This window comes from Pseudomonas sp. Pseusp9 (assembly GCF_059491265.1).
Genome location: NZ_CP168500.1, coordinates 4,187,597 through 4,201,734 on the forward strand (window position 1 = coordinate 4,187,597; position 14,138 = coordinate 4,201,734).

16 protein-coding genes are annotated in these 14,138 nt (G+C 60.2%); 9 read left to right on the forward strand and 7 right to left on the reverse strand.

The genetic code is table 11. From position 1 onward, the window contains the following. The first annotated feature begins 244 nt into the window (after positions 1-244). A complete protein-coding gene (locus ACEN8E_RS18785) occupies positions 245-865 on the forward strand; it encodes a glutathione S-transferase family protein (RefSeq protein ID WP_495589404.1) in 621 nt (206 codons plus the stop codon). Positions 866-1,028: 163 nt separating this feature from the next. On the opposite strand, the gene ACEN8E_RS18790 is transcribed toward ACEN8E_RS18785, so the two are convergent. Beyond that, on the reverse strand, positions 1,029-2,435 hold the full coding sequence (locus tag ACEN8E_RS18790) for a purine-cytosine permease family protein (RefSeq protein WP_495589405.1): 1,407 nt from the start codon (positions 2,433-2,435) through the stop codon (positions 1,029-1,031). A gap of 324 nt (positions 2,436-2,759) precedes the next feature. On the opposite strand from ACEN8E_RS18790, the gene ACEN8E_RS18795 reads away from it, so the two are divergent. The 5 genes from ACEN8E_RS18795 to ACEN8E_RS18815 all read left to right on the forward strand — a co-directional run bounded on the left by ACEN8E_RS18795 (position 2,760) and on the right by ACEN8E_RS18815 (position 6,968). Further along, positions 2,760-3,245, forward strand: a complete 486-nt coding sequence (locus ACEN8E_RS18795; RefSeq protein WP_495589406.1) for a flavin reductase family protein — start codon at positions 2,760-2,762, stop codon at positions 3,243-3,245. A gap of 224 nt (positions 3,246-3,469) precedes the next feature. Beyond that, complete coding sequence (locus ACEN8E_RS18800) at positions 3,470-4,513, forward strand: LLM class flavin-dependent oxidoreductase (RefSeq protein ID WP_102672851.1); 1,044 nt, start codon at positions 3,470-3,472, stop codon at positions 4,511-4,513. 166 nt (positions 4,514-4,679) lie between these two features. Next, a complete protein-coding gene (locus ACEN8E_RS18805; protein ID WP_165798752.1) occupies positions 4,680-4,829 on the forward strand; it encodes a hypothetical protein in 150 nt (49 codons plus the stop codon). Positions 4,830-4,920: 91 nt separating this feature from the next. Then, entirely contained in the window at positions 4,921-5,598 is a 678-nt protein-coding gene (locus ACEN8E_RS18810) for a cysteine hydrolase family protein (protein WP_495589407.1), read from the forward strand. Positions 5,599-5,603: 5 nt separating this feature from the next. Next, positions 5,604-6,968 carry a purine-cytosine permease family protein gene (locus ACEN8E_RS18815; protein ID WP_495589408.1) on the forward strand — a complete coding sequence of 455 codons (1,365 nt, stop codon included), beginning with the start codon at positions 5,604-5,606 and terminating at the stop codon, positions 6,966-6,968. 183 nt (positions 6,969-7,151) lie between these two features. Here ACEN8E_RS18815 and ACEN8E_RS18820 read toward each other — a convergent pair whose 3' ends face one another. The 4 genes from ACEN8E_RS18820 to ACEN8E_RS18835 form a co-directional block, all read right to left on the reverse strand. Beyond that, positions 7,152-8,498 (reverse strand): glutamine synthetase family protein, encoded by a 1,347-nt coding sequence (locus tag ACEN8E_RS18820; protein ID WP_495589409.1) that lies wholly within the window; start codon positions 8,496-8,498, stop codon positions 7,152-7,154. Positions 8,499-8,518: 20 nt separating this feature from the next. Further along, on the reverse strand, positions 8,519-9,073 hold the full coding sequence (locus ACEN8E_RS18825; protein ID WP_495589410.1) for a helix-turn-helix domain-containing protein: 555 nt from the start codon (positions 9,071-9,073) through the stop codon (positions 8,519-8,521). A gap of 25 nt (positions 9,074-9,098) precedes the next feature. Next, positions 9,099-10,388, reverse strand: a complete 1,290-nt coding sequence (locus ACEN8E_RS18830) for an NAD(P)/FAD-dependent oxidoreductase (protein ID WP_495589411.1) — start codon at positions 10,386-10,388, stop codon at positions 9,099-9,101. Positions 10,389-10,522: 134 nt separating this feature from the next. After that, positions 10,523-11,725 (reverse strand): NAD(P)/FAD-dependent oxidoreductase, encoded by a 1,203-nt coding sequence (locus ACEN8E_RS18835; RefSeq protein WP_495589412.1) that lies wholly within the window; start codon positions 11,723-11,725, stop codon positions 10,523-10,525. A gap of 319 nt (positions 11,726-12,044) precedes the next feature. On the opposite strand from ACEN8E_RS18835, the gene ACEN8E_RS18840 reads away from it, so the two are divergent. Then, positions 12,045-12,605 carry an RrF2 family transcriptional regulator gene (locus tag ACEN8E_RS18840; protein ID WP_495589413.1) on the forward strand — a complete coding sequence of 187 codons (561 nt, stop codon included), beginning with the start codon at positions 12,045-12,047 and terminating at the stop codon, positions 12,603-12,605. 57 nt (positions 12,606-12,662) lie between these two features. On the opposite strand, the gene ACEN8E_RS18845 is transcribed toward ACEN8E_RS18840, so the two are convergent. After that, positions 12,663-12,998 carry a hypothetical protein gene (locus ACEN8E_RS18845; RefSeq protein WP_495589414.1) on the reverse strand — a complete coding sequence of 112 codons (336 nt, stop codon included), beginning with the start codon at positions 12,996-12,998 and terminating at the stop codon, positions 12,663-12,665. A gap of 195 nt (positions 12,999-13,193) precedes the next feature. Here ACEN8E_RS18845 and ACEN8E_RS18850 point away from each other — a divergent pair, with 195 nt between their 5' ends. Beyond that, complete coding sequence (locus ACEN8E_RS18850) at positions 13,194-13,433, forward strand: hypothetical protein (RefSeq protein ID WP_495589415.1); 240 nt, start codon at positions 13,194-13,196, stop codon at positions 13,431-13,433. Between the two features lie 13 nt (positions 13,434-13,446). Beyond that, the gene (osmE, locus tag ACEN8E_RS18855; protein WP_495589416.1) at positions 13,447-13,794 is read left to right on the forward strand and encodes an osmotically-inducible lipoprotein OsmE; all 348 of its coding nucleotides are present in this window, start codon (positions 13,447-13,449) and stop codon (positions 13,792-13,794) included. A 51-nt stretch (positions 13,795-13,845) separates the two neighbouring features. Here osmE and ACEN8E_RS18860 read toward each other — a convergent pair whose 3' ends face one another. Next, positions 13,846-14,046, reverse strand: coding sequence for a hypothetical protein (locus ACEN8E_RS18860; RefSeq protein ID WP_008021266.1), 201 nt, complete (start codon positions 14,044-14,046; stop codon positions 13,846-13,848). Between the last annotated feature and the right edge of the window lie 92 nt (positions 14,047-14,138).

Below are 14,138 nucleotides of genomic sequence, written 5' to 3' on the forward strand. Positions count from 1 at the left end.
TGAATGACATGTGTCATGCGTCGTTCGAGGTGAGAATTGACTGACTGGCTTGTGAAACTCTTAAAACATTTCGAGAGGCTATTATCAAACGTGGTGAAAGTAGTTTTCGTGGAGGGATACGGCTTGTCGCCCCGGGGTATGGGCGATCACTGTTTTTGCATATCGGTGCGGCGAACTTTCATCATACTGACATCATTGGCAGTGTTCGGTGTCTGCCTGTATGTCCCGACAAGAGCAATGACTCATGAACGATCAAATCGAGCTGTATGGCGCCAACACCGGCAACAGTCTGCGGGCAGCGATCGCCCTGGAAGAATCGGGCATCGCCTACACGGCGCGCAAGCTGGACCTGTATGCACAGGAGCATCGCGGGCCGGTCTTCCTGGCGCTTAACCCGGCCGGGAAAGTCCCGACCCTGATCGATCACGGGACTACGCCGACGCTGATCATCAACCAGTCCAACGCTATCATCCAGTACGCCGATGCCAAGGTGCCCGGACGGCTGGCACCGGCGCAGCCGGGGCCTGAGCGCATTCGGGTGATCGACCGCTATTTCTTTTTCGTGACCGATGTCATCGCCCCCAGCCATGCCGCGTTTTTCCTGCGCCAGGCGGGGCAGGACAAGGCGGCGGCGATCCTCGACCTGCGGGTGATCGAGCAACTGACGTACTCGGAACGTTTTTTGACGGAGCAATTCATGGCCGGAGAGCAGTTCTCCATGGCCGACATTTCGGCGTTCACCATCGCCACCGCGTTCCGTGACCGGCTGGACTGGAGGCAACTGCCTCGGCTATCGCGCTGGTTCGACACTGTCGAAGCCAGGCCGGCGGTGCAACGTGGCCTGAATGCGTTCAACCATTGCTGAGCGGTCGCCATCACTGTAGGAGCGAGCTTGCTCGCGATGGTCGTTAACGATTACGCGTGTTTACTGACTAAACGCAGCGCTCTTGAGTCCATCGCGAGCAGGCTCGCTCCTACAGTGACGGTAATGTGCCGGGCATTTTCAGACGAACACGAAACGATTCGCCTCAGTCGGCGTAGCCGAACTTCACCGAACGGCTTGCCTGCGACTGGCTCCGGGTAGCGAGGCAGTAATACAACGGACACGTCACCACCAGCCCCACCAGCCACGACAGGTCCGCGCCGTCTACCAGATTGGCGTACGGCCCGACGTACAGTGAAGTATTGGCGAATGGCAGCTGCACGATGATGCCGATGAAGTAGGCAATGATCGCGTGCAGGTTGAAGCGCCCGTAGATGCCACCGTCAGCCTGGAAGATCGAGGCGATGTCATAGCGACGCCCCTTGATCAGGTAAAAGTCGATCAGGTTGATCGAGGCCCACGGCACCAACACCAGCAACAGCGCCAGGATCAGGCCGATGAACTGCGAAATGAAATTCGCCGAGGCACCCAGCGCCACCACGCAGCAACCCGCCAGCACGATGCTCGACAACACCACGCGCACCTTGATGCTGGGCGTCCACTGGCTGGCGAAGGTCTGGATCGAGGTGATGATCGACAGCACCGCGCCATACAGATTCAAGGCGTTGTGGCTGATGATGTTGAGCAGGAACAGCACCATCAGGATCGGCCCCAGCCAACCGGTGGACTGCTTCACCGCTGCCATCGCCTCGGTGCCTTCCGGGGTAGCCAGTACCGCCACGGCACCGAAAGTGAACGACAGGATCGTGCCCAGGGTCGCCCCCAGGTAGGTGGCGAAGAACGGCCGGGTGATGCCGATATCCGCCGGCAGGTAGCGCGAGTAGTCCGACACGTACGGCGAGAAGCTGATTTGCCAGATGATGCCCAGCGAGACCGTGGCCAGCCAGCCGGACAGGTTGAACCCGCCGCGAGTGAAGAAGTCCACCGGCAAGTCATGGGCGAAGATGTAGAGGAAACCGGCCAGCAAGGCACTGCCCATGACCCAGGTGCCGATGCGGTTGAGGGTGTGGATGAAGCGATAACCGATCACCCCGATGGCCGTGGCGCTGAGGGCTCCGATGAGAATGCTCGCTGGCACCGGAACCGACGGCGCAATGCCGACAATCGACTTGCCGGCCAACACGATGTTGGAAATGAAGAAACCGATGTAGATCAACGCCGCGAAGAACACGATCAGCAGCGCGCCATAGCGGCCGAACTGACCACGACTCTGCACCATTTGCGGAATGCCCATGCACGGCCCCTGGGCCGACGCGAGCGCAATCACCAGACCGCCGATCATGTGCCCGAGCGCAATCGCCAGCAGGCCCCAGAACAGGTTGAGGTGGAACACCTGGACCACCATGGCGCCGGTGACGATGGGCAGTGGCGCGATGTTGGTGCTGAACCACAGGGTGAAAAGATCGCGGGCCTTCCCGTGGCGCTCTGCGAGTGGAACGTAGTCGACCGTGTGATTCTCGATCAACGGATCTTGCCGGGACATCTGGGACATGTGCATGAACTCGAGTTGGTCTGTTCTTATCTTTGTATGAAGCCAAACCGGGGGGACTCTCTGGCCGCCCCTCAGATGCAAACCATATTATGGTATTCCAAACTTTAAACAAGACTGATCCGGTCTTTGAACACGCATCTGAACCGGCATCCTGCCCGATTCACGCCAGCCATTGATAGCTGAAAGCCCCGTAATCATTGAGTTTCCGACGAAAGACGTACGTTTATCGGTTCACCCAAAAAGACCTTGCAATCGATGTATTACGGTATACCATCAGACCTACAAACACATAAAAATCGCCTCACACCACCCGAGGACCCTCCAATGATCGATGCCGCCATCTACAAACAAGTCATGGGTTCGTTCCCGTCCGGAGTGACCGTGATCACCACCCTGGATGACGACGGGCAAATCGTCGGCCTCACCGCCAGCGCCTTCAGCTCGCTGTCGATGGACCCGGCCCTGGTGCTGTTCTGCCCGAACTACAGCTCCGACTCCTACCCGGTGCTGATCAGGAACAAACGTTTTGCCATCCACGTGCTTTCCGGCGGCCAGCAAAACGAAGCCTATGCCTTCGCGCGCAAAGGCAAGGACAAGGCCCAGGGGATCGAGTGGACGCTCAGCGAATTGGGCAACCCGATTTTGGCCAATGCCACGGCGGTCATCGAATGTGAGCTGTGGCGCGAATATGAAGGGGGCGACCACGCCATCATGGTCGGCGCCGTGAAAAACCTGATCGTGCCCCGCCAGAGCAGCGGGCCGCTGGTGTATTGCCACGGCAAGATGGGTGCCCTGCCCGTTCTGGCCTGATCGGCGGTTTCACGCACACCCTGTGGGAGCGAGCCTGCTAGCGAATACGATCTGCCAGGCAACAAGGATGTTGACCGACACGCCGCCTTCGCGAGCAGGCTCGCTCCCACAAGGTTGCACGCTGACCATACAGAAATATTTGCAGACATTTCGTATTATGGTATACCAATATTCAACGAGCCCGCAGTCGACAGGCCGATAACAAAAGATCCGAGGTAAACGTCATGAAGTTTTCCCTGTTCGTACACATGGAACGTTGGGACGAAAGCGTCAGCCACCGCCAGTTGTTCGAAGACCTGACCGAACTGACCCTGATGGCCGAGGCCGGTGGTTTCAGCACCGTGTGGATTGGCGAACACCACTCCATGGAATACACCATCTCGCCAAGCCCGATGCCACTGCTGGCTTATCTGGCGGGCAAGACCACCACCATTCACCTGGGCGCCGGCACCATCATCGCGCCGTTCTGGCATCCGCTGCGGGTGGCCGGCGAATGCGCATTGCTCGACGTGATCAGCAACGGCCGCATGGAAGTCGGTCTGGCCCGTGGTGCCTACCAGATCGAATTCGACCGCATGGCCGGCGGCATGCCAGCCTCCTCCGGCGGCCAGGCGTTGCGCGAAATGGTGCCGGTGGTGCGGGCCCTGTGGAACGGCGATTACGCCCATGACGGCGACATCTGGAAATTCCCGACGTCCACCAGCGTGCCCAAGCCGATCCAGCAGCCGAACCCGCCGATGTGGATCGCCGCCCGCGACCCGGACTCGCACAACTTCGCCGTGGCCAACGGCTGCAACGTCATGGTCACGCCGCTGATGAAAGGCGACGAAGAAGTCCTCGACCTGAAGAACAAATTCCAGGCCGCCCTGGACAACAACCCTGGCGTGCCACGCCCGCAACTGATGGTGCTGCGTCACACCCACGTGCACACCGCCGACGATCCGCAAGGCTGGCAAGTCGGGGCCAAGGCGATTTCGAAGTTCTACCGCACCTTCGATGCCTGGTTCGGCAACAAGACCACCCCGGTCAACGGCTTCCTCGCGCCGAGCCCGGAAGAGAAATTCGCCGGTCGCCCGGAGTTCGAACTGGAGAGCCTGCACAAGACCGCCATGATCGGCACTCCGGAAGAAATCATTCCGCGCATCAAGTACTACCAGGAACTGGGGGTCGACGAATTCAGCTTCTGGTGCGATAACAGCTTGCCCCACGCGGAGAAGAAAAAATCCCTGGAGCTGTTCATCAAGCACGTGGTGCCGGCGTTCCGCTGAATGCGCTGCCCCTGTAGGAGCGAGCTCGCTCGCGATGGGCGCCAACGATAACGCAGGTCATCTGAATGATCGCGTTGTCCAGAGTTTTTCGCGAGCGAGCTCGCTCCTACAGGTACGCTTTTGTCCTGTGGGAGCAGGCTCGCCCCCACAAGGGTCGATTCCAATGATGACTGGTCGTCTCCCATCACTCGCCCTTCCCTGCGGCGCCGCGCGGGCTTACCTGCGCGGTGAATGGACCGCTTCGCACCTGCATTTCAAGCGCCTGCGCGCCAGCGTTTCGGCCAAGCAGAACGGCTTCTGGCAAATAGTTCACTGAGTACACCCGAACAGCCAATCACGCACCCCGCGGCACGCCATGGCATGGCGCGTGCGGTGCATCGTGTTTCGCCTTTGATCAGGTTTGCCCAATGAACAATAACAACGCGCTGTTGATCATCGACATGCAGCAGGAGGACGGTTTCGTCCTGGAAAACTTCGACAGGGTGGTCGCCCATACCGCCGCCCTGCTCGATACCGCCCGCCGCCAGCGGATGCCGGTCATCTATACCCGCCACATCAATCAGGCCGACGGCAGTGACCTGCCCCACGGCGAACCCCTGGCCGCCGACGGTGGCCCCGGCAGTTACCGCGCCGGCACCCGGCAAGTGGAAATCATCGAGTCGCTGTCGCCACAGCCCGGTGAACTCATCATCGACAAGGGCCGTTACAGTGCCTTTCACCGCACCGACCTCGATGCCCGACTCAAGGCACTGGCAGTCGACACGCTGATCGTCTGCGGCGTGCTGACCGACGTCTGCGTGCTGACCAGCGTGTTCGATGCCTTCGCCCTGGGCTATCGCGTGCGCCTGGTCAGCGATGCCTGCACCACGACCACCGGGGCCGGGCATTATTCGGCCCTGCTGATCATGGCCAACTGGGTCTACTCGCTGGAAATCCTTACCACCACCGAATGCCAGCACGCCCTGGAACAGCGCGACTACCTGAGCCTGATCCCCGAGCGTCCGGACCTGTTTGCCCACCAGCCCCATGAGCTGCCCGGCACCATCGCCCGCCTGCATTCCCACCTCGTCCGGACTCAGGAGTGATCGCCATGCAAGTCGAAAAAAGAAGCATCGATTTCATCCCCGAGACCGAACGCCACGGCAAGCCGGGTTCGCTGTTCTACATCTGGTTCGGCGCCAACATGAACATCACCACCATCGCGTCCGGCGTGTTGCCGGTGGTGATGGGGCTCAACCTGTTCTGGAGCGCGCTGGCGATCATCGTCGGCTCGTTGCTGGGGGCGATATTCATGGCCTCCCATTCTGCGCAAGGACCGAAGCTGGGCATTCCGCAAATGATCCAGAGCCGGGCGCAATTCGGCGTGTTGGGGGCGGTGTTGCCGCTGCTGTTCGTGATGCTGATTTACCTGGGCTTCTTCGTCAGCAACACCTTGCTCGCGGCCCAGGCACTGGAGTCCGTCAGCCCGCTGCCGATGTCCGGCAACATCTACCTGATCGGCGCGTTGTGCTTCGTCGTCGCGCTCTATGGCTATCGGTTGATTCACCGCTTGCAGAAGCTGCTGTCGATCCTGTCGCTGGTGGTGTTCGTGGCTGCCACGGTGCTCGCCTTGCAGTTGCCGATCCCGGCCGAACAGTGGCTGCCAACCGGTTTCTCGCTGTCGAAATTCCTGGTGGCAGTGAGCATTGCCGTGACCTGGCAGCTGTCCTATGCACCTTACGTCGCCGACTACTCGCGCTACCTGCCGAGCAGCACGCCGACCGCCCGGGTGTTCTGGTACAGCTACGCCGGCACGGTCAGCGGCGGCGCGTGGATGATGATTCTCGGGGCGATCCTGAGCGTCGGCATCGGCGACTTTTCCAGCAACGTCGGCGGGCATGTCGCCGGTCTGTTCGGCGCCGGCGCGGTGCTGCTGTTCGCCTTCATCGTCTACGGCCAGGTGTCGATCAACGTGTTCAACCTGTACGGCGCGTTCATGTCGACCATCACCGTGATCGAACCTTTCGCCCGACTCAAGGTGACCCCGCGGGTACGCGCTGTGTTCATGCTGCTGATCAGCCTGGTGGCCACGGCCCTGTGCACCATCGGTCAGGACGACTTCATCAACTTCTTCCTGAACTTCATCTTCTTCATGAGCTACTTCCTGATCCCGTGGACGGCGATCAACCTGGTGGACTACTACTGCCTGCGCAAAGGCCAGTACCGGATTGACGACATCTTCGACCTGGACGGGATCTACGGGCGAGTCAACCGGATTGCCTGCGGCAGCTTCCTGCTGGCGATTGCCCTGGAAATTCCGTTCATGAACACCACGCTGTACGTCGGCCCGGTGGCCACGGCGCTGGACGGGGTGGACCTGGCGTGGATCGTCGGGCTGCTGGTGCCGGCGTTGAGTTATTACTGGCTGATGAAGCTTGGCAAGCGAGTGCCGATGCTGGAGTCGGCAGTCGACTAAATCTCAGGCAAAAAAAATCCCAGGCAGCTGATGGACGCCTGGGATTTAAAAATGCATAAACCGTGGTGGTGAACGCGGCGCGGATATTACGGAATATTTCACGCTGTAACAAGATATTTTTATTCACTATCCAGTTAATAAGCGCTCCAAGTCCTTAAATATCCACATATTTTCCAAGGACTACTAGAGGAACCAGCGATATTCCCGCGCGCTGATATCATGCAGAAATGCCAGATGATCCTGACGTTTGTTTTCGCAATAGACGTCCACAAACTCCGCCCCCAAGCCTTCGCGCAGTGATGCATGACTTTGCATGGACTGCACCGCTTCGAGCATTTCCAACGGAAAGTCGATGCCACTGCTGCGATCTTCGTTGAGCGGTGCAATTGGCTCGCGCTCCCCTTCCAGGCCTTGCTCCAACCCCACCAGAATCGCCGCCAACGCCAGGTACGGGTTGGCATCGGCGCCCGCCAGACGGTGTTCAATGCGCAGGTTCTTGAGGTCCGACTCCGGTATGCGCAGGCACGCATCGCGATCCTCGAAGCCCCAACTGGCGCGGGACGCGACGTTCACCGTGCCGCTCAGGCGGCGCATGGCATTGTGGTTCGGGGCAAAAATCGGCATGCAGTGCGGCAACACGTCCAGGCAACCGGCCACCGCATGACGCAGCGCTCGCTGGCCGTTCGCCGCCAACAGGTTGTTGCCGGCCTGGTCATACAGGCTGACATGCACGTGCATGCCGCTGCCGGGGTGCTGCAGGTAAGGTTTGGCCATGAAGCTGGCGCGCAGGTTGTGCTTGAGCGCCACGCCCCGGGTGCTGCGGCAGAACAGGGCGGCCCAGTCGGCGGCGCGCAGGCCGTCATCACAATGGCCGAAGTTGATTTCGAACTGCCCTGGGCCGAGCTCGGCCGTGATCACCGTGGCATCGACGCCTTGTTCACGCGCGGTCTCGACCATTTCATCGAGCACCGGGGCAAATCGCGACAAGCGTTCGATGTGCATGTTCGGCTGATCATCGGCATCGCCGGTCAGCTCGTCACGGGGAAATTGCGGCAAGCCTTCCTTCAGGCGGCTGTCGAACAGGTAGAACTCCAGCTCGAACGCCACCACCGGATGGATGCCCTTGCGCTTGAGCCGCTCCAGCACCTGCGCCAATACTTCGCGGGGTTCGAAGACAATTGGTTTTTCAGTGCCGTCGGAGGTGATCAGCATCTGGCCCAATGGCTGTTTTTCCCAGTTCACCCGTTTCAGCGTGCCGGGCACCAGGCGCCGGAGCGCATCCGGGTCGCCATCGTTGAAACAGTAATCACCGATTTTGAACAGCCCGCCCTGGGTGCCGAGCAGCACGCAGTTCTGCGGCAGCTTCAATGCACTGCCGGCAGCGACTTTTTCGAGCATTTCGATCGGGTAGCGTTTGCCGTAGAAATGCCCTGGAATATCCAGGCAGATCAGGTCGACGTAACGCACTTCGGGGTTGCAGTGGCGGAAGTTGCGAACCTCGGCCAGCAGTTCAGAGCACACAGCATCCATCGGTTTGTTCCTTGTTGTTATCAGGTGTAAACCCAGAGCACGCGGGTCGGTTGGTCGGACTGGTTGCCGTAACGGCAATGCGCATGGCTGGCCAGTTGAAAGCTGTCGCCGGGATGCAGGGTCACCGGTTCGTTGTCGTCGAGCCACAGGGTCAGCTCGCCTTCGAGGACATAACCGCCCTGCTCCGAGCTGTCCTTCATGTGCCGGTCGCCGCTGCTGGCACCGGGCTCCAGCCGGCTTTCGAGCATCGAGAACGAGGCGCGCATTTTTGGCGAAACGAGAATGTCGGTAATGCCATCGGCGTAGTACAGCGTGCGGCGCTCGTCCGGGCGGGTGACCCAGGCCAGGGCCATGGGTTTGGGCAGGCTGTAGAAATAGGTGGTGGGCACGCCCAGGGTTTCGCTGATGGCGGTCAGGTCCGCCACGGTCGGGCGCGACAGACCGCGCTCGACCTGGGACAGGAAACCGACGGAGCGACCGATTTTGTCCGCCAGTTCCTTCAGGGTGTACTTCTTGTGTTTGCGCAGGTCCTGGATCAGGATCGCCAGCGCCGAGATTTCTTCTTGCATGTCCATCTTGAGGATTCCGGAAAGTGTCGCTTCAAATACTATCGCGCAGTCGATACCAGGCCTTGCCGATGGCTTCCAGCGGCGCGGCCAGGTATTTGCCGCCGGGAAAGCTGCCGTTGTTCAGGCCCTGGTACAGGGACAGCTCGTCGGGTTGACCGAGTACCGCGTCGGACACCGCCCGCGCCGCGGCCAGTGTCGGCAGCACACCATGCCCGGAATAGCCCTGCATCCAGTACAGCTCGCCACGCCGTCCGATATCCGGTGTGCGCTTGAGGGTCAGGTCGATGTGTCCGCCCCAGGCGAACTCCAGTTCGACGCCCGTGAGCTGCGGGAATACGCGCTCCAGGAACGGTCGGGTCGCCGCGGCGATGTCCTTCGGCATCCCGCCCAGGTACGTGCAACCGCCGCCGAACAGCAGGCGGTTATCCGGGGTGCGCCGGAAATAGTCGAGCACGAACTGGTTGTCGGTCACACACACGTTGCTCGGCAGCAGCGCGGTGGCTTGCTCCGTCGTCAGCGGCGCGGTCGCGACCTGATACGTCCCGACCGGCAACACGCAACTGGCCAGTTGCGGGTCGAGTCGATCGAGGTAAGCGTTGCACGCCAGCACCAGCACATCGGCGCGAATACGACCGCGCTCGGTGGTCACCACAAAGCCGTCGCCCTCCTCGCCATAGCTCAGCGCCTTGCTTTGCTCGTGGATGCGGCCACCGGCCCGTTCAATCGCATCGGCCAGGCCCAGGGCCAGTTTCAGCGGGTTCAAATGCCCGCCCTCGGGATCGAACAGGCCGGCCTGATAACGCTCGCTGGCAACCCATCGCGGCAAATCGCTGCGCTCGATAAATTGCAGTTTGTCGTGGCCCCACTTGTGGCTCGCCTCGTCTTGCCACTCGGTCAGCAGCCCCACTCGTCGCGGCATCACCGAGGTCCAGAGATGGCCGGCGCGGTAGTCGCAGTCGAATTCATGGCGACCGGGCAAATCACGCAGTTCGCGCGCGGCCCAGCGCATGCCGTCCCACAAGCGCCGCGCCCGTTCGTATCCCAGCGCCGCTTCCAGCGGTGGCATGTCGCACGACCAGCCGAGAATCGCCTGCCCGCCATTACGCCCGGACGCGGCCCACGCCACCCGGCTGGCTTCGAGCAAGGTCACACGCTTGCCGGCCAATGCCAGGCGCAACGCGGTGTGCAAGCCACTGAAACCGGCCCCGATGATCAGCACCTCAGTGTCTTGCTCACCTTCCAGTGCGGCTCGTTCAACCAGACGATCGGCGCAGGAATGGGCGTAGTAACTGGCGACATGCCGGGTGGATTGCTGAAACATACGGCCTCGTGAAATTTTTTATTTGTAATTTCATGAAAAAATACACGGTAAATTTCACACAGGCAATCATGGCGTAAAAAATCCCGCTCAGGCGAACCCGAGCGGGATTGTTTTGTTCCGGTGCGATATTCGATTCAGGCCACGGGAATCATCGGGTCCGCCGAAGCCAATGCCGTGACACGGTCAGCCGCTGGCGGGTAAATCCACTGGGTGTTGATCTGCGTCTTCAATGCCTTGGCTTCATGCTTGACCAGCTTCACCTGACGGTCCCAGCCCTCGGTGTAGACCGCACCCCAGGCGCCCAGATCGAGGCAGGTCACGTATTTCGGCTGGCTGTACGGCGTCGGGTCGACACCGAGCATCTGCGCGGCGACGTTGTTGCCGGCATGGCGGCCCAGCGAAATCGCGTGCTGGCAGGTCATCAAGGCGTAGTTGCCGATCTCGTCACTGGCCGCGTAGGCGACGTCGCCGGTGGCGAAGATGTCGTCCTGGCCAATGACCTTCAGGTGGGCGTCGACATGCAGACGGCCCAAGTGATCGCGTTCGGCCGGAATCTGCTCGGTCAGGGAGCTGGCGCGAACGCCGGTGGTCCAGACCACGGTTTTGGCATCGATACGCGCACCATCGGACAGGGTCACGCCGTTGGCATCGACCGACACGACCGAGGCGTTCAAGTGCCATTTCACGCCGGTCGCCACGCTGGCCTCGACGATCGACTCAGCAATTTCCTCACCCATCGAGCCGCCAACCTTGTCGCCGCGGTCAACGATGATCACATTGATGTCGGCACGGTCGCCGAAGATGGCCCGCAGGCGGGTGGGCATTTCAGTCGCCGTTTCGATCCCGGTGAAACCGCCACCGGCCACTACCACCGTATTGCGTGCGTTGCTTTCTGGCTGATTGGCCAGCGCCTTGAGGTGGTTTTCCAGGCGCACGGCCTGTTCGATCTGATCGACGTCGAACGCATGTTCGGCCACGCCCGGCGTGTTCGGTGAAGCCAGGCGACTGCCAGTGGCCAGAACGAGTTTGTCGTAGCTGCAGACTTGCTGGGCACCTGCGGCATCGACATAGCCGACCTGCTTTTGCTCGACGTTGATGGTCTGCGCCGCGCCCTTGATGAACCTGACCCCTACAGCATCGAACAGATCGCCGATCGGCGCCGCCAGTTGGTGGGCGTTCGGCTCGTAGAAGCGCGGACGTACACGCAGTTCCGCCTGAGGAGCCAGCACGGTCACTTCAACATCGTTGTGACCGTGAATGTCGAACAGACGCGTGGCACTCAAAGCGGTCCACATGCCACCGAAACCTGCGCCGATCACCAGAATGTGCTGTTTCATTTTTAACTCCAGAGGATAAACAAGTGTTGTCGATCGTGATGGGTCACGCTCATCGGGAGCGGGCATGAGGCCGGTGTCTTTCGAGAATCGCTCACCTGTGCCGCTCGAACAACTACGACTGTATTGATCCTAGTTAAATCCTGCAACTCGTTTTTTTTGATGACCGCCATCGAAAGCCTCGACGCCTTCTCAGAAAAGGCTCAAGAACGCGCATAACGCCGACATTTCAAGCTGCAAAAGAAAACTCAGGACGCGACGCTTCGTTGCCCGGCTTGCTTTCGGCTGTTAGAATTGGCGACTAATCAAGTCGGAGATCTGTATGTCTCTTTACAGCGCGGGTGTCGAGTACGGCATCCACTGCCTGCTTTTTCTCGTCGGCAATGGCGGCGACTCTCGCGAGGCGAGCGTGCGTGACCTTGCCGAACTGCAAGGCGTTCCCCTGGACTATCTGGCGAAAATCTTCACCAAACTGGCCAAAGGCAAACTGGTGGTCGCCACCGAAGGCATGCGCGGCGGCTTCAAGCTGGCCCGGCCCGCTGACGAAATCACCCTGCTGGATATCGTCAACGCCATCGACGGTCGCAAGTCGATTTTCGATTGCCGGGAGATCCGTGGCCGTTGCGCCGTGTTTGACGGTGCCCCGCCTGCATGGGCGCTGGACGGTCCGTGCGCGGTCAATGGCGCGATGATGGTTGCGCAAAAACGCATGGAAGAGGCCCTCGCCCAACAGACCATCCTGGACATCGCCAGGAAACTCGGGCGCAAAGCCCCGCCGGATTTCGGTGCAAAGGTGGAAAACTGGATGACCGAGCGCCGGGAACGCAAAAGTGCCGCCCAGGGCAGTGAGCAACTCATCCCGACGACCGACCTTTCCGACTGACCCACAAAAAAAAACCGGATGCACGCCAGGCATCCGGTTTTTTTCACGCTCCCGCGCTTACAGGCAGTCACGCACGATTTGGCGCAAATTGCCGGATTTGGCCCAGGGTGGCCCCTGATACAGCGAAACCCGGCTGCCATCCTTGTACTTCACGATATCCAGTACTTCATCGGCCGTGATCACGCTGGGTGCGGTGATGCGAAATCCGTTGGATATCGAAACCTGGGTCGTATTCGGTACTTCCTTTTGCCAGGCAGGCAAAACACAGGCTGCATACTCTTTTGGCGCCTTCGCGCTGTGCTTGCTGACATTCGGCTCGCCCGGAACCAGCGATGCCGGCAACGAACACCCGGCCAGCAATGCCAGCGCGACTCCCCCCATCAACATCCGCATGCTGTTTCCTTGAATTCGAAATAAGAAAATGTAGCTTGCCGTCGTCCGTACAGCCATCCCGACGATTCGGCGACTGTCATTGATATCGCTTCTCTCGGTTAGTTCCCCGACCAAAGGAAGCCCGGCTGATTCAGACGAACACAACATCCGGCAAACAGGTCTAAAATTCCGGAGTGCAGTATTCAGGAGGTCATCATGTGGCTTAACGAATCGGAACAGCAGCTTCGGCGTGATCTGCAAGGGCTTGCGTCAGATTTGCGCTGGTCGGCAGTGGAGCTTCTGCGCATAGAGGAGCAATTGCGCCTGCTTGGAAGCGAGGCCGACGCACAAGCCGTTAAAAGACTGTGTTCTCTATTTCAGGGCGATGAAGCAAAACTGTCCGGCTATGCCGAGGAAGTGAAAGCCAAGGTCATTAGCCGCAACAAGACTCAATAGCGGGAGCGCTGCCATGAACAGGCCTCTATTCACGCTGGTCGTTGCACTGACCGCGTTGGCAGGCTGCAGCACCAACTCGATCTACCAGGACCAGCCGCTGGTCGCGAAAGTCAACACTGGCATGACTCAGGAGCAAGTCCGGCAAATCGGTGGCCAGCCCCTGGCAGTCACCGATCGCACCGTCGAACCCGGTACCTGCTTTGACTACAGACTGACTCAGCCCGGCCATCAGCAGTCGTACAACGTCAGCTTCGACGGCCGTGGCATGGTCGACCACAAGAGCTTCATGACCTGCGCGGAATGGAGCCACATGCAGCAAAAAGCCCGGGAACCGGCCCGCAGCGGCGGCGGCGGCTATTGACCCAGCCCCATACCGCAAAAGCCCCGGCGGACCGGGGCTTCGAGCCTGTTGTCATTTGGCCTGGTGGCTGCGCGCAGGCCGGGTGGTTCGCGCCCTGTAGCCGGGCAGTGCCGCGGCAAACGCCAGTGCCTCTTCTCGACTGTCGAACGAGCCAAGCCGGTCACCCTGGGTGCATACCCGCCAGGGGCCGTTGTTCACGCTGAGTACGTCGTAACCGTTCATGTGCATTTTGTTCAACATTGGAACGCTCATAGTCACCTCCTCCTGGGCAGTGTTCTCAGGTTGACTTGTTTACCTTACACCCACCCTTCTGTGAAATACCGACCAGATGTCGCCATGGAAAT

Bases quoted from the DNA above. Each gene is read 5' to 3' on its own strand.
- ACEN8E_RS18785 (WP_495589404.1), top strand. From the start codon at position 245: ATGAACGATCAAATCGAGCTGTATGGCGCCAACACCGGCAACAGTCTG.
- ACEN8E_RS18790 (WP_495589405.1), bottom strand. From the start codon at position 2,435: ATGTCCCAGATGTCCCGGCAAGATCCGTTGATCGAGAATCACACGGTC.
- ACEN8E_RS18795 (WP_495589406.1), top strand. From the start codon at position 2,760: ATGATCGATGCCGCCATCTACAAACAAGTCATGGGTTCGTTCCCGTCC.
- ACEN8E_RS18800 (WP_102672851.1), top strand. From the start codon at position 3,470: ATGAAGTTTTCCCTGTTCGTACACATGGAACGTTGGGACGAAAGCGTC.
- ACEN8E_RS18805 (WP_165798752.1), top strand. From the start codon at position 4,680: ATGACTGGTCGTCTCCCATCACTCGCCCTTCCCTGCGGCGCCGCGCGG.
- ACEN8E_RS18810 (WP_495589407.1), top strand. From the start codon at position 4,921: ATGAACAATAACAACGCGCTGTTGATCATCGACATGCAGCAGGAGGAC.
- ACEN8E_RS18815 (WP_495589408.1), top strand. From the start codon at position 5,604: ATGCAAGTCGAAAAAAGAAGCATCGATTTCATCCCCGAGACCGAACGC.
- ACEN8E_RS18820 (WP_495589409.1), bottom strand. From the start codon at position 8,498: ATGGATGCTGTGTGCTCTGAACTGCTGGCCGAGGTTCGCAACTTCCGC.
- ACEN8E_RS18825 (WP_495589410.1), bottom strand. From the start codon at position 9,073: ATGGACATGCAAGAAGAAATCTCGGCGCTGGCGATCCTGATCCAGGAC.
- ACEN8E_RS18830 (WP_495589411.1), bottom strand. From the start codon at position 10,388: ATGTTTCAGCAATCCACCCGGCATGTCGCCAGTTACTACGCCCATTCC.
- ACEN8E_RS18835 (WP_495589412.1), bottom strand. From the start codon at position 11,725: ATGAAACAGCACATTCTGGTGATCGGCGCAGGTTTCGGTGGCATGTGG.
- ACEN8E_RS18840 (WP_495589413.1), top strand. From the start codon at position 12,045: ATGTCTCTTTACAGCGCGGGTGTCGAGTACGGCATCCACTGCCTGCTT.
- ACEN8E_RS18845 (WP_495589414.1), bottom strand. From the start codon at position 12,998: ATGCGGATGTTGATGGGGGGAGTCGCGCTGGCATTGCTGGCCGGGTGT.
- ACEN8E_RS18850 (WP_495589415.1), top strand. From the start codon at position 13,194: ATGTGGCTTAACGAATCGGAACAGCAGCTTCGGCGTGATCTGCAAGGG.
- osmE (WP_495589416.1), top strand. From the start codon at position 13,447: ATGAACAGGCCTCTATTCACGCTGGTCGTTGCACTGACCGCGTTGGCA.
- ACEN8E_RS18860 (WP_008021266.1), bottom strand. From the start codon at position 14,046: ATGAGCGTTCCAATGTTGAACAAAATGCACATGAACGGTTACGACGTA.